At 67.6% G+C, this 26,809-nt stretch carries 28 protein-coding genes and 1 tRNA gene; 25 read left to right on the top strand and 4 right to left on the bottom strand.

Going from position 1 to position 26,809, the window contains the following annotated elements; all coding sequences use genetic code 11:
* Window positions 1–19 precede the first annotated feature (19 nt).
* From O9335_RS00535 to O9335_RS00490, 10 genes are all read left to right on the top strand, one after another.
* On the top strand, window positions 20–331 hold the full coding sequence (locus O9335_RS00535; RefSeq protein WP_298381948.1) for a hypothetical protein: 312 nt from the start codon (window positions 20–22) through the stop codon (window positions 329–331).
* Window positions 332–1,969 carry a GspE/PulE family protein gene (locus O9335_RS00530; protein ID WP_298381945.1) on the top strand — a complete coding sequence of 546 codons (1,638 nt, stop codon included), beginning with the start codon at window positions 332–334 and terminating at the stop codon, window positions 1,967–1,969. It abuts the gene before it with no gap.
* Between the two features lie 23 nt (window positions 1,970–1,992).
* Entirely contained in the window at window positions 1,993–2,955 is a 963-nt protein-coding gene (locus O9335_RS00525) for a hypothetical protein (RefSeq protein ID WP_298381942.1), read from the top strand.
* Between the two features lie 46 nt (window positions 2,956–3,001).
* Window positions 3,002–3,080 (top strand) — tRNA-Ile (locus O9335_RS00520).
* Window positions 3,081–3,219: 139 nt separating this feature from the next.
* Window positions 3,220–4,380 (top strand): alpha-amylase family glycosyl hydrolase, encoded by a 1,161-nt coding sequence (locus O9335_RS00515; RefSeq protein ID WP_298381939.1) that lies wholly within the window; start codon window positions 3,220–3,222, stop codon window positions 4,378–4,380.
* Window positions 4,381–4,462: 82 nt separating this feature from the next.
* Window positions 4,463–4,642 (top strand): hypothetical protein, encoded by a 180-nt coding sequence (locus O9335_RS00510; protein ID WP_298381936.1) that lies wholly within the window; start codon window positions 4,463–4,465, stop codon window positions 4,640–4,642.
* The gene (locus tag O9335_RS00505) at window positions 4,639–5,481 is read left to right on the top strand and encodes an SPFH domain-containing protein (RefSeq protein WP_298381933.1); all 843 of its coding nucleotides are present in this window, start codon (window positions 4,639–4,641) and stop codon (window positions 5,479–5,481) included. Before O9335_RS00510 ends, O9335_RS00505 begins: the two co-directional genes overlap by 4 nt.
* Before the next feature lie 4 nt (window positions 5,482–5,485).
* Window positions 5,486–6,388 carry a hypothetical protein gene (locus O9335_RS00500; RefSeq protein ID WP_298381930.1) on the top strand — a complete coding sequence of 301 codons (903 nt, stop codon included), beginning with the start codon at window positions 5,486–5,488 and terminating at the stop codon, window positions 6,386–6,388.
* A gap of 66 nt (window positions 6,389–6,454) precedes the next feature.
* Window positions 6,455–7,501: an ATP-dependent 6-phosphofructokinase gene (locus O9335_RS00495; RefSeq protein WP_298381984.1), complete on the top strand. Its 1,047-nt coding sequence runs from the start codon at window positions 6,455–6,457 to the stop codon at window positions 7,499–7,501.
* Between the two features lie 9 nt (window positions 7,502–7,510).
* A complete protein-coding gene (locus O9335_RS00490) occupies window positions 7,511–8,362 on the top strand; it encodes a 23S rRNA (adenine(2030)-N(6))-methyltransferase RlmJ (RefSeq protein WP_298381927.1) in 852 nt (283 codons plus the stop codon).
* Here O9335_RS00490 and O9335_RS00485 read toward each other — a convergent pair.
* Window positions 8,348–8,848 (bottom strand): glycine zipper 2TM domain-containing protein, encoded by a 501-nt coding sequence (locus tag O9335_RS00485; protein ID WP_298381924.1) that lies wholly within the window; start codon window positions 8,846–8,848, stop codon window positions 8,348–8,350. The two genes, O9335_RS00490 and O9335_RS00485, sit on opposite strands and share 15 nt — an antisense overlap.
* A gap of 57 nt (window positions 8,849–8,905) precedes the next feature.
* Window positions 8,906–9,463: an HNH endonuclease gene (locus O9335_RS00480; RefSeq protein ID WP_298381921.1), complete on the bottom strand. Its 558-nt coding sequence runs from the start codon at window positions 9,461–9,463 to the stop codon at window positions 8,906–8,908.
* Between the two features lie 220 nt (window positions 9,464–9,683).
* Between O9335_RS00480 and O9335_RS00475 the strand changes: the two genes are divergently transcribed.
* The 10 genes from O9335_RS00475 to O9335_RS00430 are packed head-to-tail and all read left to right on the top strand — an operon-like array spanning window position 9,684 to window position 19,859.
* The gene (locus tag O9335_RS00475) at window positions 9,684–10,409 is read left to right on the top strand and encodes a TetR/AcrR family transcriptional regulator (RefSeq protein ID WP_298381919.1); all 726 of its coding nucleotides are present in this window, start codon (window positions 9,684–9,686) and stop codon (window positions 10,407–10,409) included.
* A 35-nt stretch (window positions 10,410–10,444) separates the two neighbouring features.
* Window positions 10,445–12,235 (top strand): acyl-CoA dehydrogenase C-terminal domain-containing protein, encoded by a 1,791-nt coding sequence (locus O9335_RS00470; protein WP_298381916.1) that lies wholly within the window; start codon window positions 10,445–10,447, stop codon window positions 12,233–12,235.
* Window positions 12,236–12,259: 24 nt separating this feature from the next.
* The gene (locus tag O9335_RS00465; RefSeq protein ID WP_298381913.1) at window positions 12,260–12,694 is read left to right on the top strand and encodes a DUF2147 domain-containing protein; all 435 of its coding nucleotides are present in this window, start codon (window positions 12,260–12,262) and stop codon (window positions 12,692–12,694) included.
* Between the two features lie 55 nt (window positions 12,695–12,749).
* Window positions 12,750–15,158, top strand: coding sequence for a 3-hydroxyacyl-CoA dehydrogenase/enoyl-CoA hydratase family protein (locus O9335_RS00460; RefSeq protein WP_298381910.1), 2,409 nt, complete (start codon window positions 12,750–12,752; stop codon window positions 15,156–15,158).
* Window positions 15,159–15,171: 13 nt separating this feature from the next.
* Window positions 15,172–15,672: a DUF4442 domain-containing protein gene (locus O9335_RS00455; RefSeq protein ID WP_298381907.1), complete on the top strand. Its 501-nt coding sequence runs from the start codon at window positions 15,172–15,174 to the stop codon at window positions 15,670–15,672.
* A gap of 34 nt (window positions 15,673–15,706) precedes the next feature.
* The gene (locus O9335_RS00450) at window positions 15,707–16,921 is read left to right on the top strand and encodes an acetyl-CoA C-acyltransferase (protein WP_298381904.1); all 1,215 of its coding nucleotides are present in this window, start codon (window positions 15,707–15,709) and stop codon (window positions 16,919–16,921) included.
* Between the two features lie 19 nt (window positions 16,922–16,940).
* On the top strand, window positions 16,941–17,468 hold the full coding sequence (locus O9335_RS00445) for a DUF1569 domain-containing protein (protein ID WP_298381901.1): 528 nt from the start codon (window positions 16,941–16,943) through the stop codon (window positions 17,466–17,468).
* Entirely contained in the window at window positions 17,432–18,283 is an 852-nt protein-coding gene (locus O9335_RS00440; RefSeq protein WP_298381898.1) for an alpha/beta hydrolase, read from the top strand. Before O9335_RS00445 ends, O9335_RS00440 begins: the two co-directional genes overlap by 37 nt.
* Window positions 18,280–19,044, top strand: coding sequence for an enoyl-CoA hydratase (locus tag O9335_RS00435; RefSeq protein ID WP_298381895.1), 765 nt, complete (start codon window positions 18,280–18,282; stop codon window positions 19,042–19,044). The genes O9335_RS00440 and O9335_RS00435 overlap by 4 nt, the downstream gene beginning before the upstream one ends.
* The gene (locus tag O9335_RS00430) at window positions 19,041–19,859 is read left to right on the top strand and encodes an SGNH/GDSL hydrolase family protein (RefSeq protein WP_298381892.1); all 819 of its coding nucleotides are present in this window, start codon (window positions 19,041–19,043) and stop codon (window positions 19,857–19,859) included. The genes O9335_RS00435 and O9335_RS00430 overlap by 4 nt, the downstream gene beginning before the upstream one ends.
* On the opposite strand, the gene O9335_RS00425 is transcribed toward O9335_RS00430, so the two are convergent.
* Both O9335_RS00425 and O9335_RS00420 read right to left on the bottom strand, forming a co-directional pair.
* Window positions 19,860–20,294, bottom strand: a complete 435-nt coding sequence (locus O9335_RS00425; protein WP_298381889.1) for an acyl-CoA thioesterase — start codon at window positions 20,292–20,294, stop codon at window positions 19,860–19,862.
* A 50-nt stretch (window positions 20,295–20,344) separates the two neighbouring features.
* Window positions 20,345–21,538, bottom strand: coding sequence for a diguanylate cyclase (locus O9335_RS00420; protein WP_298381886.1), 1,194 nt, complete (start codon window positions 21,536–21,538; stop codon window positions 20,345–20,347).
* Between the two features lie 85 nt (window positions 21,539–21,623).
* On the opposite strand from O9335_RS00420, the gene O9335_RS00415 reads away from it, so the two are divergent.
* The 5 genes from O9335_RS00415 (at window position 21,624) to O9335_RS00395 (ending at window position 26,770) form a co-directional block, all read left to right on the top strand.
* On the top strand, window positions 21,624–23,426 hold the full coding sequence (locus O9335_RS00415) for an ABC transporter ATP-binding protein/permease (protein ID WP_298381883.1): 1,803 nt from the start codon (window positions 21,624–21,626) through the stop codon (window positions 23,424–23,426).
* Between the two features lie 9 nt (window positions 23,427–23,435).
* On the top strand, window positions 23,436–24,362 hold the full coding sequence (locus O9335_RS00410; RefSeq protein WP_298381880.1) for a LysR substrate-binding domain-containing protein: 927 nt from the start codon (window positions 23,436–23,438) through the stop codon (window positions 24,360–24,362).
* A 34-nt stretch (window positions 24,363–24,396) separates the two neighbouring features.
* Window positions 24,397–25,290 (top strand): amino acid ABC transporter substrate-binding protein, encoded by an 894-nt coding sequence (locus O9335_RS00405; protein ID WP_298381877.1) that lies wholly within the window; start codon window positions 24,397–24,399, stop codon window positions 25,288–25,290.
* A 62-nt stretch (window positions 25,291–25,352) separates the two neighbouring features.
* On the top strand, window positions 25,353–26,108 hold the full coding sequence (locus tag O9335_RS00400) for an amino acid ABC transporter permease (protein WP_298381874.1): 756 nt from the start codon (window positions 25,353–25,355) through the stop codon (window positions 26,106–26,108).
* Window positions 26,105–26,770, top strand: a complete 666-nt coding sequence (locus O9335_RS00395; protein ID WP_298381871.1) for an amino acid ABC transporter permease — start codon at window positions 26,105–26,107, stop codon at window positions 26,768–26,770. Before O9335_RS00400 ends, O9335_RS00395 begins: the two co-directional genes overlap by 4 nt.
* Window positions 26,771–26,809: the final 39 nt, after the last annotated feature.

Raw genomic sequence — 26,809 nt, 5'->3', positions numbered from 1 at the left:
GTCGGGTTAGTCTGGCCGCATGGATCGTCCCGTCAAGCCTCACGACACCGTCCCGGCAACCTTGGATGCCTCAGCCGCGACGCTCAACCCGTCGCCAGCGTCCTCGATCGTGGAGCCCGATGCCCTGTGGCAAGAGCTGCATGCTGCCCCCGACCACCACGCTCCGCACTTGGGTGAAGCCTTGGTGGAGGCCGGCCTCCTGCGCCCCCAGCAGTTGTACGAGGCGTTGCGCTACCAGGCGGTACAGCCCGAGCACGTGCCCCTGGGCGAGGTGCTCATTCAACTGGGCTTGCTCACCCCCGCTCAAATGCGTCAGATGCTGGCGCACTGAATGGGCATTCTGACGGTGGACCTGAACCGTTTTGCGCCCGAGCCCGAAGCCTTGACGCGCGTGCACGCCCTCATCGCCACCCGCGAGGCCGCGCTGCCTCTGATGGTGCGCGGAGACACCCTGGTCGTGGCCATGAACGACCCGTGGGACCACCGACTGCTTGAAATGCTGCGCTTCACCAGCGAGTTGCGCGTTCGTCCCGTGCTGGCCACGCCGGGCACCTTGGCGCCGGCCCTGGCCCGGGCTTACCGTTTGCGGGACGACACAGCGGGTGCCGCCGCCAGCGACCGCCCGGGTGCGACCGCCGCGGCGCCCACCAGCCTGTTCGAGATGGCCGAAGAACTGCAGCGCACCGGCAGCGATGCGGCCGATGCCGTGGTGGACGTGGTGTCCGAGTCGGACAACACCCTGGTGCGCCTGGTCAACCGCCTGATCAGCGACGCCATCGACCTCAAGGCCAGCGACATCCACATCGAGACCGACGAGCCCCCGCGTCCGGTGTGCATTCGCATGCGCGTGGATGGCGATCTGCGCCGCCACCTGGAGCTGCCGCCTCGCGTGCGCTTCGCCCTGGTGGCGCGGCTGAAGATCATGGCCGACCTGGACATTGCCGAGCACCGCCGGCCGCAGGACGGCAAGCTCGACTTTGCCCGCTTTGGTGGCCCGCGCATGGAACTGCGCATGGTCACGGTGCCCACCAGCGGCGGTCTGGAAGACGTGGTGCTTCGCCTGCTGGGTGGTGTGAAGCCCTTGCCGTTGTCCGGCATCGGACTGGCGCCCGACAACCTGGCGGCCCTGCACGGGCTGATGACCAAACCCCATGGCCTGCTCCTCATCTGCGGGCCCACGGGCTGCGGCAAGACCACCACGCTGCATTCCGTGATGCGCGAGCTCAACCAGGAGCACCGCAAGATCTGGACGGCCGAAGACCCCATCGAAATCACCCAGCCCGGCCTGCGACAGGTGCAGGTCAATCCGCGCATCGGCTGGACCTTCGCGGCGGCCATGCGCACCTTTTTGCGCGCCGACCCCGACGTCGTGATGATCGGCGAAATGCGCGACGAGGAAACTGCGCGCATCGCCGTCGAAGCCTCGCTCACCGGGCACTTGGTGATGTCCACGCTGCACACCAACTCGGCGCCCGAGGCGGTGACGCGCCTGCTGGAAATCGGGCTCGATGCCTTCATGTTCTCCGATTCATTGCTCGGTGTGCTGGCCCAGCGTTTGGTGCGCCGTCTGTGCCCCGATTGCCGTATGGCTGAGCCGCTGCAGGCTCACACCGAGCGCTCGCTCGCGCGGCTCTACCTGGGGTCGGTGGGCGAGACGACCCCCGAAGCCGAAGACGATCTGATCGCCCGCTGGCGTGCACGGCCCGTCCACGGCGGGCGCTTGCTCCAGTACCGTCGGCACGGCTGCCATGCCTGCGGCGGCACCGGCTACCGCGGGCGTCTGGGCCTGCACGAGCTGGCCGTGGCCAACGATGCGCTGCGCGAGCTGATCCGCCACCGCGCCAGCGCCCGCGACATGTTTGCCGCCGCCCGCGATGCCGGCATGCGAACCCTGCGGCAGGACGGGATCGACAAAGTGCTGCAGGGCCTCACCGACCTTCCCGAAGTGCTGGCCGCCACCGCGCACTGAACCAGATCACCACGGAGACCGCGATGAACCCCAACCCACCCTTGCCCGCCGCGGTGCTCGCCCCGTTGGGCGAAGCCATCGTTCAAACGGCGCAAGCACTGTCGGCCGAGCGCGGCCTGAGCGACACCGCACGCTTGAAGGTGCGCGGCCTGGAGGACCTGGGGCGCGAATTGCAAACCCTGTTGCACGCCTTGGGAGCCGGCGCGCACGAATGCGAGGCGGTGCCTTTGCTGGACGCAGCCCTGGCCACCCGCCGCCTGTGCTTGCCCGAGCTGGCTCGGCGCGGCCTGCGGCTGACGGTGGAAGGCGTCACGGCCCAGGTCCAGGCCGACCCCGCCCAGTTGCAACACGCGCTGGATCTGCTGGTGCAGCACGGCATGGCGGCCGGCGTCGACTTGCGCTTGAACGTGCGGACGGCCGACGACGGCGTGGCTGAGCTGCTCTTGAGTGGTGCAGGCGCGGGGCCGGACGCGGCGCAGTTGCACGGCCAACTGCTGCGCTGGCTCGGACGCTCGCTGGGATGGGGCGTGCAGCGCGAACCCGACGCCGCCGGCTGGCGCTTGAGACTGCGCCTGGGCCCGGCCCCTGCGGCGGCCATCGCGCCCGACGGCGAGGGCCTGCCACGTCGTCACTGGGCTGGCGTGGACCGCGCCCTGATCATCGACCCCGACGAGCGCACGCGGGGCATCGCCGCCCAACTGCTGCGCCTGTCGGGGGTCAAGGGCGACTGCGTGGCCACCCTGGCGCAAGCCGAAGCCGCCCTGGCCGACGGCGTACCACGTGCCGTGGTGTGCGGCTATCCCTGGGACGACCCCGCCGTGCAAGCCCTGCGCGACGTCATCCAGGCGCAACGCCCGGGGCTGCGCTGGGTGGAATTGGTCAACGCCCCCTTTGTGTTTGCCGCGGGCAGCGACGACGGCAGCCAACCTGCTCGCATTTCGCGCCACGACCTGGCCAACACCCTGCTGCCTTCGCTCGCCGACTGAGTGCGTTCACGCTGCCACAATCCGGGCCCTTTGCACTCGCTGCAATGGGCCTCTAGCTCATGCTTGGTTAGAGCAGCGGACTCATAATCCGTTGGTGCCGGGTTCGACTCCCGGGGGGCCCACCACCCGACGACCCCCATCACCCCCACCATCGCACCGCATCACCCTCGCCGAGCGCCAGCGGTGCGCCCTCCGCGCCACAGTCCGAAGCGGTACGGTGGGTTACCTGCCTAAAGTGCCCGTCCAGCCTGTTTGGACGCGCCCATGCCCCCGTCATCCCTGGTCTTGCCCGACGCCTTCGTGCACCTGTTCGACTGGCCGTTCGCCCGGTGCGAGGCCGAACTCGATGCGCTGGCCGCAGAAGGCTTCACCGGGCTGCAGGTGTCGCCGCCGCAGCGCAGCATCGACAACCCCGTTTGGTGGGGGCGCTACCAGCCCCTGGACCACACCGTGCTGGAAGGGCCGCTGGGCAACGAGGCCGACTTGCGCCGGCTCATCCAGGCCGCCCATGCGCGAGGCCTGAAGGTGCTGGTGGATGTGGTGCTCAACCACATGGCCGGCGGCCCCCACGCCAAGACCTTGAACTACCCGCGCTTCGGCCCCGAACATTTCCGGCCTCGCGCGCCCATCGACTACAACGACCTGGTTTCCATCCGCGAAGGCTGGTTGGTGGGCCTGCCGGACTTGGACACCCGCCACCCCCATGTGCGCGCCGAAGCGCGGCGTTACCTGGAACTGTTGATCGATTGCGGGGCCGACGGCTTTCGCTTCGACGCCGTCAAGCACATGGAGCCCGAGTACTTCGACGCCGTGCTGGCCGGCTTGCCGCCGGACCTGTTCCTGTACGGGGAATACATCCAACAGCCCGGCCACCGTGAGGTGATGCAAGACTTTCTGCGCACCATGGCGTTGATGGACTTTCCGCTGCACCAGAGCCTGACCGAAGCCCTGGGGCCCGAGGGCGAATGGGCGCCGTTGGACGCTCTGGCCGCGGACGAGCTCGCGCTGCCTGCGGGGCGCAGCGTCGCCTTCGTCACCAACCACGACCTGGAGTTGGAGCAGTACGGCGGCTTTGCATTGCCGGCCGATGGATGGAGCTTGGCCCACGCCTACACCACACTGCGACTGGACCGCGTGCCCTTGGTGTGGATGGATCACCGCCACGAGCCGGTGCTGCGCGCCGCGATGCGCCTGCGGGGCATCGCCGCGCGTCACGGCGGTTGGGAGACCCTGCACGTCAGCCGGCAGTTGCTGGTGTGGCGTTGCCGGGCGCAGCGCGCCCTGGTGGTCTTCAACGCCGCGCCCTCGCCCCGTCACCTCGAGCCCGCCTGGCTCGCCGGCTTGCCCGGCTGGCACGACGCCGTCACCGGCGAGGACGGTCATGCCGTGCCGCCTCGGCAACCGGGGCTGTTCTTGCGGGCTTGACGCCCATTCCCCTGGGATCCGCAATGGCGGGCAGGGCCCCTCTGGCGCCTGGGTGCAGAATTGGGCAACACTCACGGCCACCATGCGTCACTTCCTCATCCTCCTCATCGTGCTCCCGCTGGGCTACGGCCTGTGGCGTCTCGGCAGCCGGCCGACCCAGCGCTTGGCCGCGCGCTGGCTGCTGCGCATTGCCGCGTTGGCGCTCGTGCTCTTGGCCTTGCTCGTCCTCACCTACCAAACCACGGCTCTGAAGTTGCTATGAACCTCCGTACCCCCATGCTCTTGGCCCTGACGGCGTTGCTGACCGCTTGCACGCAAATCGACACCGGCAACGTCGGCGTGGAGCGCACCCTCGGCAAGGTCAGCCCGGACGCCTTGCCGCCCGGCGTTTACTTCACCTTGTTCAAGACGGTGGACGAGTTCAGTGCCAAGGAGGTGAGCTTCCAACTGAACGACATGACGCCTAAAAGCCGGGACAACCTGACGATGAAGGACGTCGACATCGACATCTACTTCAAGGTCAATCCGGGGGCCATCCCGGGGCTCTACACCAAGTACCAAGGCGACGTCGTGCGTCACAAGGACGTCGTGTCCAGCGGCGGCACCAAAGACTTGGTGATCGCCTACAGCCGCGTGTCTCGGGAGGCTCGCGAGAGCGTCTACAAAGCCGTGGCCCAGTTGGACGCCACCACCATGCACACCAAGCGCACGGAGTTGTCGGAGTTGGTGCGCGCGGGCTTGCAGAAAGAGCTGGATGCCAATGACAAGGGGGCCTTCGTGGTGACGGCCGTGAACGTGCGCAATTTGCTGACCGACCCGGCCATCGAGGCCGCCATCCGGCAGCGCGCCGAGACCGACCAGGCCATCGAGAAAAAGCGCAAAGAGGTGGAGTTGGCCAAGGCCGAGGCCGAGCGTTTGATCGTCGAGGCCGAGGGCCAGGCCAAGGCCAACCAAATTCTGAGCGCCTCGCTCACGCCGGCGCTGAAGGAGATCAAGCTGGCCGAGTTGCAGCGCGACACGGCCTTGGCCATTGCCAGCAAGCAGGGCAACACCGTGCTGTTGGGCCATGGCGCACAACCCTTGGTGAGTGTGGGCAAGTGATGTCATGACCTGGGTGGCATCGCTGCTGGGGAGGGTTGCCGCCACGGTGGCCGCCGTGAGCTTGGTGGCTTGCGCCAGCCCCCCGCCTTTGCAGCCTTGGTCGCTGCCTCCCGATGCGAGTGCCCTGGGCCAGTCGGGCCCGTGGCGCGTGGTTGAGGCCGACATCAGCCGCGAGGTGGACGCTGCACGCGGCGACTGCCAGGCCGTGGTCGAGCGCTACACGCCCCAAGGCGACGCCCCACCCGGGCGCACGCCGCTCGTCTTTGCGCACGGGTTCCTGCGCGACGTGGCGCAGCACCGCGACCACGCCCGGCACTGGGCCAGCTGGGGTGTGCCCGTCTACCTGGTGGGTCATTGCAGCGGCGGCTGGACCCGCCCGATCGAGGGCGTGGCGGGGGGTGGCGCCGGCGTCTTGGCCGGTTTCATGCGCCAAGTGGCCGATGCCAGTGGCGCGCCGGCGGTGGTGTACGGCGGCTTTTCGGCCGGAGGCCGCTCCTCGCGCTTGGTGGCTTGGGGCGATGCCCGCACGGTGGGCTGGCTGGGCTTGGACCCGGTGGACCGCTTGCCGCGCGACACACCAACCGCTCCCTTCCCGATGGCCGCACTGTTCGCGCCGCCCCAAAGCTGCAACGCGCAGCAAGTGGGCCGCGGGCTCACCCGCGCCGCCGCAGACGGGCGCTCTCTGCAGGTGCAAGGCAGCACGCATTGCCACTTCGAGTGGCCGAGCAACGTCCTGTGCCGTGCCGCCTGCGGGGAGCCGGGCAGCGAGGAGCACAACGCCGAGCTGCGCCGTCGCATCAGCACCCTGGCTTTGGCCTTTTTGCGCTGGCGGGTGGGCTTGGACGCCCAGCCGCCCGACGCGATGTGGGCGGACAACCCGGGGCTCTGGGTCCAGCCAGCGCCTTGAGCCGCCGGGCCCAGACGCCTGGGGCGACGAAACTGCGCGTTTTGGACCATGACGGGGGACGACACCATGCGGGTGGGCGTGTTGACGGGCGGCGGCGACTGCCCCGGTTTGAATGCGGTCATCCGCGCACTGACGCTGGCCCTGTTGCAGCGCGTGCCAGGGGTCCAAGTGCTGGGCATCGAGCGGGGCTTCCTGGGGCTGATCGAGGGGCATCTGCGGGCGCTGGATGCCGCCACCGTGCGCGGGCTGGTGGACGAGGGCGGCACCATCTTGGGCACCCACAACCGGGCCAACCCCTTCGACTACCAGGGGCGTGATGCCTCGGCCGAGGCCATGGCGGTGGCGCGGCGCGAAGGCCTGGAAGCCCTGGTCGCCATCGGTGGCGACGGCACCCTCACCCTGGCCGCCCGCTTCGCCGCCTTGGGCCTGCCGGTGGTGGGCGTGCCCAAGACCATCGACAACGACATCGAGGGCAACGAGCGCAGCTTTGGCTTTGATTCCGCCGTGGCCGTGGTGGCCGACGCACTGACCCGGCTGCGCACGACGGCGGCCAGCCACCGGCGCGTGATGGTGGTCGAGACCATGGGCCGCGATGCGGGTTGGATTGCGCTGGAAGGCGGGTTGGCCGGTGGCGCCGATGCCATCCTCATCCCTGAGCGGCCCTGGAGGCTGGAGGCGCTGGCCGCTCACTTGCACCAACGCATGGATGCGCAAGGCCACGCCCTGGTGTGCGTGGCCGAGGGCGCGCGCCTGGACGATGGCGATCAGCATTGGCAGGCCTTGCCCGATGGGGTGGCCCGCCTGGGGGGCGTGGGTCAGGCTTTGGTCCAGGCCTTGGGCGCGCGCTGGCCCGAGGTCGAAGTGCGCGCCACCGTCTTGGGGCATTTGCAGCGGGGCGGCAGCCCCACAGCCTTCGACCGCGTGCTCTCCACCCGCTTTGGCGTGGCGGCGGCCGAGGCCGTTGAGCGAGGCGAGTTCGGCCACACCGTGGCCCTGCAGGGCGACCGCTGCGTGCTCGTGCCGTTGAGCACCGTCGCGGGTCAGAACCGCCGCGTGCCCCCGAACCACGAGTTGGTGCGGTGCGCGCAAGCCTTGGGCGCCTTGCCCGGGTAGAGTCCCGCGATGTTCGCTTACCGTCACGCCTTCCACGCCGGCAACCATGCCGATGTGCTCAAGCACCTCGTCTTGGTCCAATTGCTGCAGCACCTGGGGCAAAAGGACAAAGGATTTCGGGTCGTCGACAGCCATGCCGGCGCGGGCGCTTACTCCTTGCGCACCGAAGCCGCCAACAAGAAGCAGGAATGGCTCGACGGCATCGGGCGTCTGTGGGAGCGCACCGACTTGCCGCCTGGGGTGGCCGCCTACCTCGACCAAGTGGAAGCCTTCAACGGCCCCGGGGTGCTGAAGAACGTGCCAGGCTCGCCCACGCTCATCCGGCAGCTGCTGCGTGCGCAAGACGAGTTGCACGCCTTCGAAATGCACCCCACCGACCTGCGAGCGCTGGAGAAGCTCATGGTGGGCGACAAGCGCGTGAAGGTGCACCTGAGCGACGGTTTCACGGGGCTCAAGCCCCTGTTGCCGCCCCCCACCCGACGCGGGTTGGTGCTGATCGACCCACCCTACGAGATCAAGTCTGACTACGGTCGGGTGCTCAGCGCCGTGCGTGAGGCCTTGGCCAAGTTCCCCGACGCGGTGATTGCGGTCTGGATTCCCCAGGTGCAGCTGTTGGACGCGCAACAGCTGCCGCAGCGCCTGCGCAATGCCGTGCAGGGCGTGGCGAAGAAGGGGTGGCTCGATGCCTCCTTGAGCGTGGCGGCGCCGCAAGACGGCGGTTTTGGTTTGCTCGGCAGCCACGTGTTCGTGGCCAACCCCCCGCACACGCTGGGCAGCCTGCTCGCCCAAGAGCTGCCCTGGCTGGCCCAGGCGCTGGGTCAATACCCAGGCGCCAAGGGCGTGTTGTCAGCGGGGCAGTGAACCCGGCTCGGTCGCCGACGTTGGCGGCACCGGGGGCAGAGCGCGCGTCACGCGGGCGCTGCGCCCTTGGCTGATGACCATCACCGCATCGCCCGCCCGGAACTCTTCCTGACCCCTGGCCTGCACGATGGCCACGCGCTCCCCGTTGCGAAGCTGAACGATCAGCTCGACCGCCTGAGTGGTGCCGGCGTCGCGCTCGATGGCGGTGCCGATCACCCCACCCAAGATGGCGCCCAGGAAGGCGAACACCGGTGCGTCCCGGTGACCGCCCACATTGCTGCCCGCCACGGCACCCGTCACCATGCCGACCGCGGCGCCGGTGCCGGTTTCCAGGCCTTCCACGCGCACGCCACGCACCGCCACCACGGTGCCGTCCTGCACCTGGGCCATGCGCATGCTTTCGCCCCGATAGCGAACGTCGGGATCTCGGGTGGCACAACCGGCCAAACTGGCAGCCACGAGGGCGACGATGAGCAAGCGTTTCATGGGGCAACCTTCCGCGGGAACAGACGGGCTCAACGCCCGGCCATCGGCTTGCGTTGACTACACGTGAAGCCGGCTGCTGCGCGGCACGCTGGCCAGCAGAAACTCCATCTGGTCGGCCAAGATGCGACGGCCGCGCAGGATCATGTCTTCATGCAGGTTGGGCACGTAGGGCAGGTACAGCAAGCCCATGCCCACCTCCTCGCACAGGCGGTTGCCCTTGTGGGCGTTGCAACCGCGGCAGGCGGTGATGCAGTTCATCCAGCTGTCGGCGCCGCCGCGCGAGGTGGGCACGATGTGCTCCCGCGTCAGGTCGTCCTCGGGGCTGCGTTTGCCGCAGTAGGCGCAAACGTGGCGGTCGCGGGCGAAGAGCTTGGGGTTGGTCAGGGCAGGCGCTTGCCGCCAGGCCCGGCTGGGGATGGCGCCGCGGGCCGCCACGATGGGATGCACCTCGATCAAGGACTGAAGCCCCGTGGTTCGCTGGATGCCCCCGCGCAGCACCAGGCAAGGCTCGCCCAGCGTCCAGGCGATGGCGTCACAGGCCACCATCACGGCGGCTTCCTTCGCGCTGATCCAGGCCTGCGGCCGGCCCGAAACGTCAAGCTGAAGCACGTCCACGCGGACTCCCTCCTCATCCCCCAGCTTAATCCTTGGGCGATGACCGAGCCATGACGCGTTGGCTTTTTCACGCTTTTCGTCCCTCTGGGGACTTACCCGCATCCGATTTAGAAACGCTTCCCTACGCATCGCAGGGATTTGGGCTTGCTGTCGAGGTCGAATGCGGCAAAAAATAGAACGACCGTTCGTTTTATTTCCGTCCCGTTACAGCCCTTCCGCCATGGCCCGACTCCCCGCCCTCGACTCTTTGCCCTCCGCGCCGCGGCTGGCGGGGTCCCGTGCGCCAGCCAAGACGGCGCTGCAAAAGGGGCAGTTGACCCGGGCCACCATCCTGGAGGCCGCGCTGGCGCAGGCCTCGCACATGGGCTTGGAGGGCTTGTCCATCGGGGCCCTGGCCGATCAGATCGGCATGAGCAAGTCGGGGGTGTTTGCGCATTTCGGCTCCCGGGAGGAGTTGCAGATCGCCGTGGTGGCCGAGTACCACCGGCGTTTCGAGGAGGAGGTCTTCTTCTCCGCCCTGCGCGAGCCTCGTGGGCTGCCGCGCTTGCGCACCCTGTTCGACAACTGGGTGCGGCAGGTCGCCATCGAATTGGAGAACGGCTGCATCTACATCAGCGGCGCCGTCGAGTTTGACGACCGCCCCGGCCCCGTGCGCGAGGCCTTGGTGACCATGGTCAAGGCTTGGCATGCTGCCCTGCACAAGGCCATCGGCTTGGCCTGTGCTGAGGGCCATTTGCGGCAGGACGCGGCCGTCGACCAAATCTTGTTCGAGTTGCACGGCCTGATCCTGTCCTTGCACCACGACGCGCGCTTCTTGCGCAGCCACGGGGCGCTCGACCGTGCCCGCCGCGGGTTCGATCGCGTCATTGCCCCTGACCTCACCGACGCCGGGCGAGCTGCCAGCGTCGCCCCCCGTTCCCCCCGGCGCCCTGCCAAAGCGCGCTGAGTCCTTTTCGCCGTACCCGTCCTCAGGAGACTTCGATGCCCAGCTACAACCCGCCCCTCCGCGACATGCAGTTCGTGTTGCACGAGCTCTTCAACGTCGTCGACGAGTTGAAGATGCTGCCGCCCCACCAGGACATCGACGCCGACACCATCAACGCGGTGCTCGAAGAGGGCGGCAAGTTCTGCGCCCAAGTCATCGCCCCCCTGAACCTGAGCGGTGACAGCGAGGGCTGCAGCCTAGACCGCAACACCCACGAGGTGCGCACGCCCAAGGGCTTCAAAGAGGCGTACCAGCAGTACGTGGAAGGCGGCTGGCCGGCGCTGAGCTGCGACCCGGCTTTCGGCGGCCAGGGCCTGCCGTTCACGGTCAACCAGTTCTTCTACGAAATGATGAACAGCGCCAACCAGGCCTGGACCATGTACCCCGGTCTGAGCCACGGCGCCTACGAGTGCTTGCATGCTCACGGCACCGACGAGCAAAAGAAGCTCTACCTGCCGAAACTCACCTCCGGCGAGTGGACGGGCACCATGTGCCTGACCGAGCCGCACTGCGGCACCGACCTGGGCCTGCTGCGCACCAAGGCCGAGCCTCAGGCCGATGGCACCTACCAGATCACCGGCCAAAAGATCTTCATCTCGGCCGGCGAGCACGACTTCGTCGAGAACATCGTCCACCTGGTGCTGGCCCGCCTGCCGGACGCCCCGCAGGGCAGCAAGGGCATCTCGCTCTTCATCGTGCCCAAGTTCAAGGTCAACGCCGACGGCAGCATCGGCGAGCGCAACGCCATCTTCTGCTCCGGGCTGGAGCACAAGATGGGCATCCACGGCAACAGCACCTGCCAAATGACGCTCGACGGCGCCGTGGGCACCCTGGTGGGCCAGCCGCACAAGGGCTTGCAGGCCATGTTCGTGATGATGAACGCCGCGCGCTTGGGCGTGGGCAACCAGTCGCTGGGCTTGACGGAAGTGGCGTACCAAAACGCCGTGACCTACGCCAAGGACCGCCTGCAAATGCGCGCCCTGAGCGGTCCCAAGGCCCCGGACAAGCCGGCCGACCCCATCATTCACCACCCCGACGTGCGCAAGATGCTGCTCACGGCCCGCGCCTACGCCGAGGGCGCGCGCATGCTGCAGGCCTACACGGTGCTGCAACTGGACAAGGCCTTTGCCAGCGACGACGAAGACGAAAAGAAAGACGCTGAGGCCGAGCTGGCCCTGCTGACGCCCATCATCAAGGCCTTCATCACCGACAACGGCTGGATTGCGACGAGCCACTGCCTGCAGGTCTACGGCGGCCACGGCTACATCCACGAGTGGGGCATGGAGCAGTTCGTGCGCGACGCGCGCATCAACATGATCTACGAGGGCACGAACACCGTGCAGTCGCTGGACCTGTTGGGCCGCAAGGTGCTGCAGAACAACGGCGCCACCTTGAAGAAGTTTGGCAAGAAGATCGCCGAGTTCATCGAAGAAGAGGGCACCAACGAAGCGATGCAGGAGTTCGTGAACCCCTTGGCCGACATCGGCGACAAGGTCACCAAGCTGACGCAAGAGCTCGGCATGAAGGCCTTCGGCAACCCCGACGAGGTGGGCGCCGCTGCCGTGGACTACCTGCGCGTGGTGGGCCACTTGACGTTCGCGTACTTTTTCGCACGCGCCGCCAAGATCGCGCTCGCCCAGGAGGCTTCCGGCGATCCGTTCTACCGTGCCAAACTGGCCACCGCTCGCTTCTACTTCGCGAAGCTGCTGCCCGAGACGGCCACGCTGATCCGCACCGCGCGTGCCGGCCTCAAGCCGCTGATGGAGATGGACGAAGCTTTGTTTTGACCAATCCTTTTCTCAGGAGACACCATGAAGTCCTTGATTGCAGCAGTCGCGTTCGGTCTGGTGGGTTCGACGGCCTTGGCGCAAATGTCGCCCGTGGGGTTGTGGAAGACCATCGATGACGAGACCAAGAAGGAGAAAGCTCTGGTTCGTGTCACCGAAGCCGGCGGGGTGGTGAGCGGCAAGATCGAAAAGCTGCTGGCCGCTGACGCCAAACCCGATGCCCTGTGTGACAAGTGCGAAGACGATCGCAAGGGCAAGCCCATCGTGGGCATGGAAGTCATCCGCAATGTGAAGAAGGATGGGGATGTGTGGGCTGGGGGCACGATCCTCGACTCGGCCAAGGGCAAGGTTTACAAGGTCAAGATGACGCCGGCCGACGGCGGCAAAAAGTTGGAAGTGCGCGGTTATGTCGGCGCGCCCATGTTCGGGCGCACCCAGACTTGGCAGCGAGTCGAGTAAGCCTCAGGGCGACGCATCCCCGTAGCGCCGCCCTTTTTGTTTTTACGGAGATGCAATGAGTCGATTCCAAGTTCGCAAAGTGGCCGTGCTCGGTGCCGGCGTGATGGGGGCGCAGATTGCCGCCCACCTCGTCAACGTCAAGGTGCCCGTGGTGTTGTTCGATCTTCCGGCCAAAGAGGGCCCCAAGAACGGCATCGTCACCAAGGCTGTTGACGGCCTCAAAAAGCTCAAGCCCTCGCCGCTGGGCGACGCTGCCGAAGCCGCGCTGATCCAGCAGGCCAACTACGAAGAGCACCTTGAGCTGCTCAAGGGCTGCGACCTCATCATCGAGGCCATCGCCGAGCGCATGGACTGGAAGCTCGACCTGTACACCAAGATCGCCCCGTACGTGGCCGAGCACGCCATCGTGGCGTCCAACACCTCGGGCCTGAGCATCACCAAGCTGAGCGAGGTGCTGCCCGAGTCGATCAAGCCGCGCTTCTGCGGCATCCACTTCTTCAACCCGCCGCGCTACATGTACCTGGTGGAGTTGATCAACACGCCCACCACGCGCCCCGAGATCCTCGACCAGCTCGAAGCCTTCGTGACCACCAGCGTGGGCAAGGGCGTCGTGCGCGCCAAGGACACGCCGAACTTCGTCGCCAACCGCGTCGGCATCGCCGGCATGATGGCCACCATGATCGAGGCCGAGAAGTTCGGCCTGACGGTGGACGTCGTCGACGACCTGACCGGCAAGAAGCTGGGCCGCGCCAGCTCGGGCACCTTCCGCACCGCCGACGTGGTGGGCCTGGACACCATGGCCCACGTCGTCAAGACGATGCAGGACAACCTGAAGGACGACCCGTTCTACAGCACCTACGCCATGCCGAAGGTGCTGGCCGGCCTGATCGAGAAGGGCGCACTGGGCCAGAAGGCCGGCGGCGGCTTCTACAAGAAGGTGGGCAAGGAGATCATGCGGCTCGACTTCGCAAAGTTGGGCACTGAGGGCGAGTACGTGCCCGGCGGCAAGAAGGCCGACGACATCGTGGCCCGCATGCTCAAAAAGCCCGCGGCCGACCGCATCAAGCTGCTGCGTGAATCGAGCAACCCGCAGGCCCAGTTTCTGTGGAGCATCCTGCGCGATTCCTTCCACTACGTGGCCGTGCACCTGGCTGACATCGCCGACACCGCGCGCGAGATCGACTTCGCCATGCGCTGGGGCTTCGGCAGCAGCCAGGGCCCGTTCGAGCTGTGGCAATCGGCCGGCTGGACCCAAGTGGCCCAGTGGATCGCCGACGACATCGCCGCTGGCAAGACCCTGAGCAGCGCCCCGCTGCCCGCGTGGGTCACCGAAGGCCCTGTGGCCGCGGCCGGTGGCGTGCACACGCCCGAAGGCTCGTGGAGCGCCGCCGAAGGCCAATTCAAGCCCCGCGCCAAGCTGCCGGTGTACGCACGCCAACCCTTCCCCGAGTCCCTGGTGGGCGAGGGCGCGGTTGACCCGCTCAAGAGCGGCACCGAGCTGTTCAAGAACGACGAAGTTCGTGTTTGGACGCTGGACGGCGAAGTGGTCATCGCGTCGATCACCGCCAAGCTGCACCTGATCAGCCCGGCCGTGACCGAGGGCCTGCTCAAGGCCGTCGAGATCGCCGAAGCCGACTACAAGGGTCTGGTGATCTGGAGCCCCGACGACGTGTTCAGCGCCGGCGCCAACCTCGAAAGCCTGATGCCCGTCTTCATGAAGATGGGCAGCAAGGGCATCGCGCCGGAAGAGAAGAAGCTGCAGGACGCGATGCTGCGCATCCGTTACGCCAACGTGCCGGTCGTGGCGGCCATGCGTGGCCTGGCCCTGGGCGGCGGCTGCGAGCTGGCCATCCACTGCGCCCGCCGCGTGGCGCACGTCGAAAGCTATGTGGGCCTGGTCGAAGTCGGCGTGGGCCTGGTGCCTGGCGCCGGCGGCCTGACCTACATCGCCCGCCGTGCCGCCGAAATGGCGGCGGCCGGCAACTCGGGCGTCGACGTGTTCACCTTCTTGAAGGACGGCTTCCTGAGCGCGGCCACCGCCAAGGTTGCCACCAGCGCCCACGAGGCCAAGAAGCTCGGCTACCTGCTCGAGAGCGACGTCATCGTCCCGAACAAGGACGAGCTCTTGCACGTGGCCACGGCCACCGCCAAGGGCATGGCCGAGGCCGGCTACCGCCCGCCGCACAAGGCCGTGTTCCCCGTGGCCGGCCGCAGCGGCATCGCCAGCATCAAGGGCCAAGTGGCCAACATGCGCGATGGCGGTTTCGTCAGCGCCCACGACTACCACCTGGCGGCCGCGATCGCCGACGTGGTGTGTGGCGGCGAGGTCGAAGCCGGCTCCTTGGTCACCGAGGAGTACCTGATGGCGCTGGAGCGCAAGCACTTCTGCTCGCTGCTCGACAACCCCAAGACCCAAGAACGGATCATGGGCATGTTGCAAACCGGCAAGCCGGTGCGCAACTGAGCGGACCTGGGTGATGTCTGCTCCCAACCGCCTCCAACGCTCGCTGGCGCGTCTCGGCTTTCTGCCGGGGCCGCTGCGGCGGGTGGCGCGCAACCTGGTGCTGCGCAATGCGGTGCCGCTGACCGGCACAGCGGGCTTGGATTTCCGCGCGCTCACCAGCGAGCGCAGCGAGATCTTCATCGCCAACAAGCGGCCCGTGCGCAACCACATCGGTGGCGTGCACGCCGCGGCCATGACCCTGGTGGCGGAAACCGCCACCGGCATGGTGGTGGGCATGAACGTGCGCGACGACTGCCTGCCTTTGTGCAAGGGCCTGCGGGTGCGCTTTCGCAAGCGCTCCACGGGTGGCTTGACCGCGGTGGCCGAGTTGACCCCCGAGCAGCGCGACCTGATGGCGGCCAACACCAAGGGCGATGTCAACGTGGCCGTCACCGTGACCGACGAGGCCGGCGAGCAGCCGATCGAATGTGAATTTGTCTGGGCCTGGGTTCCCAAGGAAAAGACCCGCCCCTGACGAGAACGGGCCCGCGAGGCCCAAAGGAAAGACCATGAGCAAACCAGTGCAAGACGCCTACATCGTCGCCGCCACCCGCCTTCCCATCGGCAAGAGCGGCCGCGGGTATTTCAAGAACACGCGCCCGGACGAGATGCTCGTCAAGGTGATGCAAGCCGCGTTGGCCCAGGCCCCCGGCCTGGAGGCCTCGGCCATCGAAGACGCCATCGTGGGCTGCTCCTTCCCCGAAGGCGAGCAGGGCATGAACATCGCCCGCGTGGCCAGCGTGCTGGCCGGCTGGGGCAACGGGGTCGGCGGCGTCACCATCAACCGCTACTGCGCCTCGGGCATCACCGCGGTGCAAATGGCCGCCGACCGCATCCGCGTCGGTGAAGCCGACGTGATGTTCGCCGGCGGCGTCGAGTCCATGTCGATGATCCCCATGGGCGGCAACAAGCCCAGCTTGAGCCCGCTGATCTTCGAGAAGGACGAGAACATCGGCATCGCCTACGGCATGGGTCTGACCGCCGAGAAGGTGGCCGCGCAGTGGAAGATCAGCCGCGAAGACCAAGACGCTTTCGCCTACGAGTCGCACCGCCGCGCCGTGGCCGCCATGCAGGCCGGCCACTTCGACACCGAGATGACGCCCTTCGACGTGGTCGAGCGCACGCCCAACCTGGCCGACGGCAGCATCAACACCAAGACCCGCACCGTCAAGTTGGACGAAGGCGCCCGCCCCGACACCAGCGTCGAAGGCCTGGCCAAGTTGAAGCCCGTTTTCGCCGCCAAGGGCAGCGTGACGGCCGGCAACAGCTCGCAAACCAGCGACGGCTCGGGCGGCCTGCTCATCGTCAGCGAAGCCGCGCTCAAGCGCTACAACCTGACGCCGCTGGCCCGCTTCGTGTCCTTCGCCGTCAAGGGCGTGCCGCCGGAGATCATGGGCATCGGCCCCATCGAAGCCATCCCTGCCGCGTTGAAGATGGCCGGCTTGAAGGCCGCCGATCTGGACTGGGTGGAACTGAACGAGGCCTTTGCCGCGCAGTCGCTGGCCGTGCTGAACGACCTCGACAGCAAGGGCATCGAGCTCGACCGCGCACGAGTCAACCCCAACGGCGGCGCCATCGCCCTGGGTCACCCGCTGGGGGCCACCGGCGCCATCCGGGCGGCCTCGGTCATCCACAACCTGCGCCGCACCGGCGGCAAGTACGGCATGGTGACCATGTGCGTGGGGGCGGGTCAGGGCGCAGCCGGCATCTTCGAACGCCTTTGAACGCAGCGCAGGCATGACCATGGACCGACGGCACTTCGTTTTGACGGGGGCCGTCGTCTCTGCCGCCGGGCTCACGGGATGCGAGGGAAAGATGGAGTCGTTCAAGACTTTGGCCGAAGCGCGCGAGCGCGTGCTCGACCTGCGCCGCAAGACCCCGGAGCTCGACAGCGCCTGGACCCTGAGCGCGATGCTGCAGCACTTGGCGCAGAGCATCGAGTTCTCCATGGCGGGCTTCCCCGAGATGAAGTCCGCCGCCTTTAGGGCGGTGGTCGGCAAGCTGGCGTTCGCCGTCTTCAACGCGCGCGGGTCGATGAGTCACAACCTCACCGAACCCATTCCCGGGGCACCCGCCTTGAGCACGCAGCAACCCCTGGACGCCAGCGTGCAGCGCCTGCTCGATGCCCTGGCCGCTTTCGAGGCCTGGGGCGGCCCGCTTCGGCCCCACTTCGCCTACGGCGACTTGGACAAGGCGCAGTACACGCGGGCGCATCTGTTTCACATCGCCAACCATTGGACGCAACTCCGCTTCCCGCCCCCGAAGCCCTGACCTCGGCCGAGGGCGTGGTCCTGGGCGTGCGCCACTTCGAGCCCGAGTCGGCCCCCTGGGCGGCTGTGCTCATCGCGCCGGCCATGGGTGTGCCTGCCCGTTACTACGCGGGCTTGGCCGCTTGGCTGGCCCAGCAGGGGGCGGCGGCAATGACCTTCGACTTCCGCGGCATTGGCGACTCGCGCACCCAGCCCCTGCGCCGCACCCGAGCCGACCTTCACGACTGGGTTCAGGACCAGAACGCCGCGCTCGAGCACTTGGCGGCTCGCCGCCCTGGCCTGCCCTTGCTGGTGCTGGGGCAGTCGCTGGGGGCTCAGTTGTGCGGGCTGCTTCCGGCGCGCGAGCGCATCAAGGGCCTGCTGGCCTTGTCCCTGGGCAGTGGTTACGTCGGGCACCTGAAGCCTCGCTTTCGGCCGGCCGCGCGCGTTTTTTTGCATGCGGTGGCGCCGCTGGCCACCCGCTTGTGCGGTTACTTTCCCGGGGGTCGCCTGGGCATGGTGGGCGATCTGCCAGCCGGGGTGATGCGCCATTGGCGGCGCTGGTGCCTCAGCCCCGAGTACCTGCTCAGCAGCGAGCGGGTCCACGAGCGGTTCCGCACGGCTCCGTTTGCCCTCATCAGCCTGTTTTGCGAGGACGATGAGATGTTGGGCGAGGCCGGCGCGCGGATGATGTTCCAGGCCCATGGCGGCGGCCGGCACTTCGAAGTGCTGCGCCCCGGTGTGGGCGAGCGCATCGGCCACCTGGCTGTCGTTCACCCCCGCCACCGCAGCACGCGGTGGCCCCAGTTGCTGAACCACCTCCGAGCATTGATATGAGCATCAAAACTGCCACCTTCAACGGCGTCGCCACGATCGAGATCGCGCGCCCCGAAAAGAAGAACGCCATCACCTCGGCCATGTACGAGGCCATGGCCGAGGCGCTGAACGCCGCCAACGCCGACCCGAAGGTGCGCGCCGTGCTGATCACCGGCCAGCCCGGCCTGTTCACCTCGGGCAACGACCTCGAAGACTTCATGGCCCGCCCGCCGCGCGACGCCGACGCGCCGGTCTTCCAGTTCATGCAGGCGCTGCTGGGTTGCGAGAAGCCCGTGGTGGCCGCTGTCACCGGCGCTGCCATCGGCATCGGCACCACGCTGCTGCTGCACTGCGACCTCGTTTACGTGGCCGACGACAGCCGTCTGGCCATGCCCTTCGTGGCTCTGGGCCTGGTGCCGGAGTTCGGTTCCAGCCTTGTCGTGCCGCGCTTGATGGGTCATGTGAAGGCCGCTGAAAAGCTGTTGCTGGGCGACCCGATGACCGGCGCCGAGGCGGTCGAATTCGGCATCGCCAACGCCGTGCTGCCCGCGGGCGAGGTGGTGAACCACGCCCGTCGGATGGCCGAGCGCTTCAACACCTTGGCGCCCAGCGCCGTGCGCGCCAGCAAGAAGCTGATGCGCGGCCCCGGCTTGGCCGAGTTGCAGCGCGTGATCCAAGAAGAGGCCGAGATCTTTGCGGCGCGCCTGCGCAGCCCCGAGGCTCTGGAGGCCTTCCAGGCCTTCTTCCAAAAGCGCGCCCCCGATTTCACGAAGTTCGAGTGACCGCCCCTTCGCCCAATCCCAAGGTGCTCACCGCCGCGAAGGTGGTGATGTCGCCCCTGCTGTTGCTGCAAGCCGTGCGCGTGCGAGCCACGGCCTTGGCCCTGCCGGAGGCCGAGGGGCCCCGGCGCGGGCGCGTGCAGCCCACGAACCGGCGCGTGGACACCCCGTTGCGCTTGCTGGTGGTGGGCGATTCGTCGGCCGCGGGTGTGGGCGTGGCCCGCCAGCACGACGCCCTGGTGGGCCATTTGGCGCGCGGCCTGGCCCATGAACTGGGTTGCCCGGTGCATTGGCAGTTGGTGGCCCGCACCGGCGACACCACGGGCGAGGCCTTGGCCCATTTGCGCGAGCACCGGGCCCGCGGTGCGCTGGCGCCAGCCGATGTGTTGGTGACGGCGCTCGGCGTGAACGACGTGGTGCGCCAGATTCCGCCCGCGCGCACCTGGCAGCAACTGCAGGACCTGCACGCCCTGGCCGCCGAGGCGACCGGCGTGCGCTATTGGCTGCACAGCGGCCTGCCGCCCCTGCACCAGTTCCCGCTGTTGCCCCGACCGTTGCGCTGGGTGTTGGGCAGTCAGGCCGAGCTGCTGAACCAGCACCTGCAGACCCAGCTGGGCGACCAAACTGACCGCGCCCTGCGGCGACTGCCGCTGGGCTTGCGCGTGGAGGGTGGCCAGGGCCTCATGGCGCGAGACGGCTTCCACCCGGGCCCCGAGGGGTACGCGGTTTGGGGCCAGGCGATGGCCCGCTTTGCTGCTTCGCGCTGGAAGCGGCACCACGCCCCGCGACAGCGGCCACACCGGGCCGCGCGTCGCTGATCAGGCGCTGCTGGCTGCCGGCCCCACCTGGAAGGGGCGGGACTTGCCCTCGTCGTCGATGGCCACGTAAGTCAGCTCGGCTTCGGTGACCTTCACCACCTGCGGGTTCTGCGGGTTGCGTTCGGCGTAGACCTCCACCTTCACAGTGATGGACGTGCGTCCGATGCGCACCACGTGCGAGTAGAAGCTCAGCAGATCGCCCACCGTGACGGGCTGTTTGAAGATGAACTCCTTGACCGCCACGGTGGCGATGCGCCCGCGCGTGATGCGCGAGGGCAGCACGGAGCCGGCCAAGTCCACCTGGGCCATGATCCAGCCGCCAAAGATGTCGCCGTTGGCATTGGCATCGGCCGGCATGGGGATGACGCGCAGCGCCAGTTCGCGGTCGGTCGGGACCTGGGTGGGGTCCATGAAGGGGCTGGCCAGTTCGGGCATGGGCGTTCAGGGTCCGGGGCAGAGGCTCGGTTTGTAGCGCAAACCGGGTCTCAAGGGGCGGCGATGGCGCAGTTGTTGCCGTTGAGTTTGGCTTGGTACAGGGCGTGGTCGGCCCGCCGGTGGAGCGACTGCGGCGAGTCTCCCGGCTCGGCCATGGCCAACCCCAGGCTGACGCCCAGCCAGCCATGTTCGCTGCCGTCGTGCGGCACGGCGCGGGTGCGCAGGTCGTTCAAGGCGCGAGCAGCCAGGCGCTGCACCTCCGGCAATGGCAGGCCGTGCAGCAACACCGCCATGGACTTGCCGCCCAGCCGTGCCACCATGTCGAAGGGGTGGCCGGCCATGCTCTGCAGGACTTCGGCCACAGTCCGCAAGGCAGCATCGCCCGCGGCAGCGCCGTAAAGGTCGTTGTAGCGCTTGAAGTGATCCACGTCCGCCAACACCAGGGCCACGGGTGCGCGGTCGTGCGGCGCCTGCGCCAACAAGGCTTGAAGCCGTTCTTCGAGCAAGCGCCGGTTGCACAGGCCGGTGAGCGAGTCGCGGCCGGCTTGCCAAGCCAATTCGGCCCGCAGCAAGAACTGCTCGCGCTGCGCGTATTCGCGGTGGTAGGCCCCGAAAGCCGCCACCAGCGCCGCGACGAGCATCAGCCCCGAGAAGTACAGAAACCGCCCCTGCGCGGCACCTTCGGTTTGCAGCACGCCCACCAAGGTCATCCCCACCAAGCATGCCAGCGCCAAGGGCAGGGTTTGCCGCAGCGTCAGACCGATGGGAAGGAACAGGCCGGCCATCAGCAGCAGCAGGATTTCCAGGGGCTGAAAGCTGCCCAGGCGCAGGTAGCAGGTGGCGCCCCAGGCGCCACCCAGCGTCACCACCAGGGCGGTGACCACCACCCAGTGGCGCAGGTGACCGCCCAAGTGGCGGCCCCAGGCGCGCCACGTGGCCAACAGCAACACGGCTGCGACCGTGCTGCGCACCGCCATGAGTTCGGTCCACAGGCCTTGCTGCGCGGCGGGCAGCGCTTGGGGCTGCATCCGCAAGGGGTCGACCGCCCAAAACGCCAGCCAACTCACGGTGATCAGCAAAGCCAGCCATGCCAAGCGCGGCGCCAGGCCGCGGTCGAACTCTTCCCGGAAGGCGGCTTCCAAAGGGGGGTCGAAGCGCAGGTCGGCAAACCCTTGGCGGAGCTGCCGCGAGTAGCTGGTGCGCAGGGCCTCGTGGGCGGGGAGGGTGGGGTGGTGGGCGCTCATGGGGTTCTGGCGAAGGACGGGCGATTTTCGAGAGCCTCGGAGGGCTTGTGACCCCCGAGAATCCGTGGGTTCGCCACGGTCTGCCATGCCCCCTTCGGTCTCCCCTCCCGCTGTCACCACGCCGCCCGCGCCCCGTCGCGACGGCGAGGTCCTGAAGAAGCTCCTCCCCTACTTTTGGCAGTACCGCTGGCGCGTGGCCCTGGCTTTGGGCTTCATGCTGGGCGCCAAGCTGGCCACGGTGGGCGTGCCCCTGTTGCTGAAGAAGATCGTCGATCAACTCGACGCCGCCCAGGCCAACCCGCTGTTCGTGCTGCCCGTGGGCCTCTTGGTGGCCTACGGCGCGCTGCGCCTGTGCACCTCGCTGTTCACCGAACTGCGCGAACTGGTGTTCGCCAAGGCCACCGAGGGCGCGGCGCGCGCCATCTCGCTGCAGGTGTTTCGTCACCTGCACGACTTGAGCCTGCGCTTCCACCTGGAGCGCCAAACCGGGGGCATGACGCGCGACATCGAGCGCGGCACGCGGGCCGTGCACTCGCTGATCAGCTTTTCGCTCTACAGCATCCTGCCAACCTTGATCGAGGTGGTCCTGGTGCTCAGCCTGTTGGGGGGGCTGTTCGACTGGGCCTTCGCCGCCATCACCGGCGCGGCCCTGGTGCTGTACGTCACCTACACGATCACCGTCACCGAGTGGCGCACCAAGTTTCGCCGCCAGCTCAACGAGATCGACTCGGCCACGCACACGCAGGCCATCGATTCGCTGCTGAACTACGAAACCGTCAAGTACTTCGGCGCCGAAGACTTCGAGGCCCGCCGCTACGACGCCAGCCTGGAGCGCTTGCGCCAGGCGCAGCTCAAGAGCCAAACCACGCTGAGCCTGCTCAACACTGGGCAGCAACTCATCATCGCCACCGCCCTGGTGCTGATGCTCTGGCGCGCCACCCAGGGCGTGAGCGAGGGGCGCCTCAGCCTGGGCGACCTGGTGATGGTCAACGCCTTCATGATTCAGCTCTACATCCCGCTGAACTTCCTGGGCGTGCTGTACCGCGAGATCAAGCAAAGCCTGACCGACCTGGACAAGATGTTCGGCCTCCTGGGCCGCGAACGCGAGGTGGCCGAGGCGCCGGGAGCGCCGGCGCTGCGCGTGCAAGGCGGCCGGGTGGAGTTCGACGCGGTCGACTTCGCCTACGACCCGGCGCGCCCGGTGCTGCACGGCGTCAGCTTCGTCATCGAGCCCGGCCAGCGCGTGGCCGTGGTGGGACCCAGCGGCTCGGGCAAAAGCACGCTGGCGCGCCTGCTGTTCCGCTTCTACGACGTGAAGGCCGGCGCGGTGCGCATCGATGGGCAAGACATCCGCCAGGTGACGCAACACAGCCTGCGCCAGGCCCTGGGCATCGTGCCGCAGGACGCCGTGCTGTTCAACGACACCCTGGGCTACAACATCGGCTACGCCAAGGAGGGGGCCACGCCGGCCGAGATCGAGGCCGCGGCGCAGGCCGCGCAGCTGGACGGTTTCATCCGCAGCACGCCCCAGGGCTACGGCACGCGGGTCGGCGAGCGGGGCTTGAAGCTCAGCGGCGGCGAAAAGCAGCGCGTGGCCATCGCCCGCACGCTGCTGAAGAACCCGCCCATCCTGATCTTCGACGAGGCCACCTCGGCGCTCGATTCGCACAACGAGCGCGCCATCCAAGCGCAGCTCGACGCCGTGGGGCAGAACAAGACGGTGCTGGTCATCGCCCACCGCCTGTCCACCGTGGTGGACGCCGACCAGATCCTCGTGCTGGAGGCGGGCCGCATCGTCGAGCGCGGCCGGCATGCCGAGCTGCTGGCGAGGGGAGGTGCCTACGCCCGCATGTGGAATCTGCAGGCAAACTCACAGCCACCGGACTGACGACTGACTATGGAAACCAAGTGGCTTGAAGACTTCGTCAGCTTGGCTGAAACGCGCAGCTTTTCGCGTTCGGCCCAAGTCAGGCACGTCACGCAACCGGCGTTTTCCCGCCGCATCCAGGCGCTGGAAGCCTGGGCGGGCATGGATTTGGTGGACCGCAGCAGCTACCCCACCCGGCTCACGCCGGCGGGCGAGACCCTGCTGGCCCAGGCCATCGAAATCCTGGCCAACCTGCAGGCCACGCGCAACATGCTGCGCAGCCACCAGGCCACCGGCGCCGACATGATCGAGTTCGCCGTGCCGCACTCTTTGGCCTTCAGCTTTTTCCCGCACTGGCTGATGGAGTTGCGCAAGCAGCTCGACCCCTTCAAGTGCCGGCTCAACGCCGCCAACGTGCACGATGCCGTGCTGCAACTGAGCGAAGGCCATTGCGACCTGCTGCTGGCTTATCACCATGCCAGCCAGCCGCTGCAGTTGGACCCCGATCGCTACGAGATGCTGCAACTCGGGCACGACACCCTGGCCGCCTTCGCGCGGCCCGACCCCGATGGCCAGGCCCTGTTTCGGCTGCCGGGTCATGTGGGTCAAAAAATCCCTTTCCTGTCGTATGCCGAAGGTGCTTACCTGGCTCGACTGGTGGAGATCGTGGTCAAGCAGGCCGGGGTGCCCTTGCACCTGGATGCCTTGTACGAAACCGACATGGCCGAAGGCCTCAAGGCCATGGCTTTGGAGGGGCACGGGCTGGCCTTCTTGCCGGCCAGCTCGGTCAAGCGCGAGTTGCGAGCTCGCCGGCTGGTGCCGGCAGCGCCGCCGGGCGAATTCGAGCTGCAGATGGCCCTGCGTATTTACCGCGAGCGTCCCGAGCACAAGAAGCGATCTAAGCTTGCCGCCAACAGGCTTTGGGACTTCCTGGCCGCGCGCCAGGCCCCGGAATGACCAGTTTCCCCTCACCACTCAACCTGGAACCGACATGAAGCTCTCTCTGTTTGCCCTGGCCTTGGCCCTGGCCACCTGTGGCACCGCCCAGGCCGACACCCTCAAAAAGATCAAGGACAGCGGTACTGTCACCATGGGCGTGCGCGAGTCCTCGGGCGCCCTGTCCTTCACCCTGGGCGACGGCAAGTACGCCGGCTTCCACGTCGAGGTTTGCGACAAGGTGCTGCGCGTCGTGCAGCGTCAGCTGGGCCTGTCGCAACTCAGCGTTCGCTACCAGCCCGTGACGTCGCAAAACCGCATCCCCTTGGTGCAGAACGGCAACGTCGACATCGAGTGCGGTTCCACCACCAACAACGCCACCCGCCAGAAGGACGTGGCCTTCGCGGTGACCACCTTCGTCGAAGAGGTGCGCATCGCCGTCAAGGCCAACTCGGGCATCACCAGCATCAACCAGCTCAACGGCAAGACGGTGGCCACCACCACCGGCACCACCAGCGTGCAAACGCTGCGGCGCCACGAGCGCGCCAACGGCGTGGACTTCAAAGAGATCCTGGGCAAGGACCACGCCGACAGCTTTCTGATGCTGGAAACCGGTCGCGCCGACGCCTTCGTGATGGACTCGCAAATCCTGGCCGGTGCCATCAGCAAGAGCAAGAAGCCTTCGGACTTCAAGATCGTGGGCGAAACCCTGTCGGTCGAGCCCATCGCCATCATGTTCCGCAAGGACGACCCCGCCTTCAAGAAGGCCGTGGACGAGGCCATCGTCGGTCTGATGAAGTCGGGCGACTTGGCCAAGATGTACGTCAAGTGGTTCGTGCAGCCGATTCCGCCCACCCAAACCAGCCTGAACCTGCCGGCCAGCGTGGCCACCAAGGCGGCGTGGGCCAGCCCCAACGACAGGCCGATGGAGGATTACGCGAAGAAGTGAGGCCCGGCTGAGGGCATGCTGTGGCGGGCCATCCGGCCCGCCTCGTTGCTTCTGGAGAGCGCATGGATTGGTGGCAAGAGCGTCAGGAACTCTGGTGCAAAGACACCGTGGACGGCACGGTGGTGGCGGGTTGCCTGGGCCCAGAGCCGGGCGTGCAGACCTACCTGGACTGGTTGCTCAGCGCCTGGGGCTGGACGCTGGCCGTGGCCGGCATCGGCCTGCTCGTGGCGTTGGTGGTGGGCTCCGCGGTGGGCGTGGCCCGCACCACCCCCTACCGGGTGCTGGTGCTGTTGGGCCATGCCTGGACCGAGCTGTTCCGCAACATCCCGCTGATCGTCCAGCTCTTCCTGTGGTACTTCGTGGTGCCTGAGTTCGTGCCCCCCCTCAAGGCCATGCCCAGTGTCGTGCTGGCGGGGTTGGGGCTGGGCTTCTTCACGTCGGCGCGCATCAGCGAGCAGGTGCGTGCAGGCATCGAGAGCATTCCCAAGGGCCAGCGCTATGCGGCGCTGGCCATGGGGCTGACGCTGCCGCAGACCTACCGCCACGTGCTGTTGCCGGTGGCCTTCCGCGTCATCATGCCCACGCTGACGAGCGAGGGCATGAACGTGGTCAAGAACAGCTCGGTGGCCTTCGCCATCAGCGTGCTGGAACTGACGCAGTTCGCCCGGCAGGTGGGCGAAGAGACGTCGCGCCCCATCGAAACCTACCTCGTGGTCACGGCGCTGTACTTCGTCAGTGCTTTTGCCGTGTTTCTGGCCGCCTCGGCGCTGGAGCGTGCCGTGCGCGTGCCGGGTGTGGCCGCGGGAGGGGGGCGGTGAACCTCGATTTCTCCTTTTTCACCTGGGAGTTCTTCCGGCAGTTCGTGCTCAACGGCCTGTGGTTCTCCATCACGCTGACGGTGGCGGCCACCGTTGGCGGCGTGGTGTTGGGCACCGTCCTGGCCCTGATGCGCCTGTCGGGGCGGCCTGGCCTGGCCCTGCCCGCTGCGGCCTACGTCAACCTGATGCGCTCCATCCCCTTGGTGATGGTCATCTTGTGGTTCTTCTTGCTGGTGCCCTTGCTCATCGGGCGCCCCGTGGATGCCACGGCCTCGGCCTTCATCACCTTCACGCTGTTCGAGGCTGCCTACTTCGCCGAGATCATGCGCGCCGGCATCCAGTCGGTGCCCAAGGGGCAGCAACAGGCAGGCTACGCCTTGGGCATGAGCTACGGCCAGACCATGGGCCTCGTGGTCTTGCCCCAGGCCCTGCGCAACATGCTGCCGGTGCTGCTGACGCAGACCATCATCCTGTTCCAGGACACCTCCTTGGTGTACGCCATCGGCGCCTACGACTTGCTCAAGGGTTTCGAGCTGGCCGGCCGCAACCTGAACCGCCCGGTCGAGGGCTACCTGTTGGCGGCGGTTTTCTACTTTGTCATTTGCTTCAGCCTGTCTTTCGCCGTGCGGCGGCTGCAGCAGCGCATCCAGATCATTCGGTGACGCCCGCCCCCCGATTCGCCCACAGCCACCAGGCGCCCG

It is taken from the genome of Inhella sp. (assembly GCF_027532025.1).
GTDB lineage: Bacteria > Pseudomonadota > Gammaproteobacteria > Burkholderiales > Burkholderiaceae_C > Inhella.
This window is presented reverse-complemented; position numbering and strand designations above follow the sequence as displayed.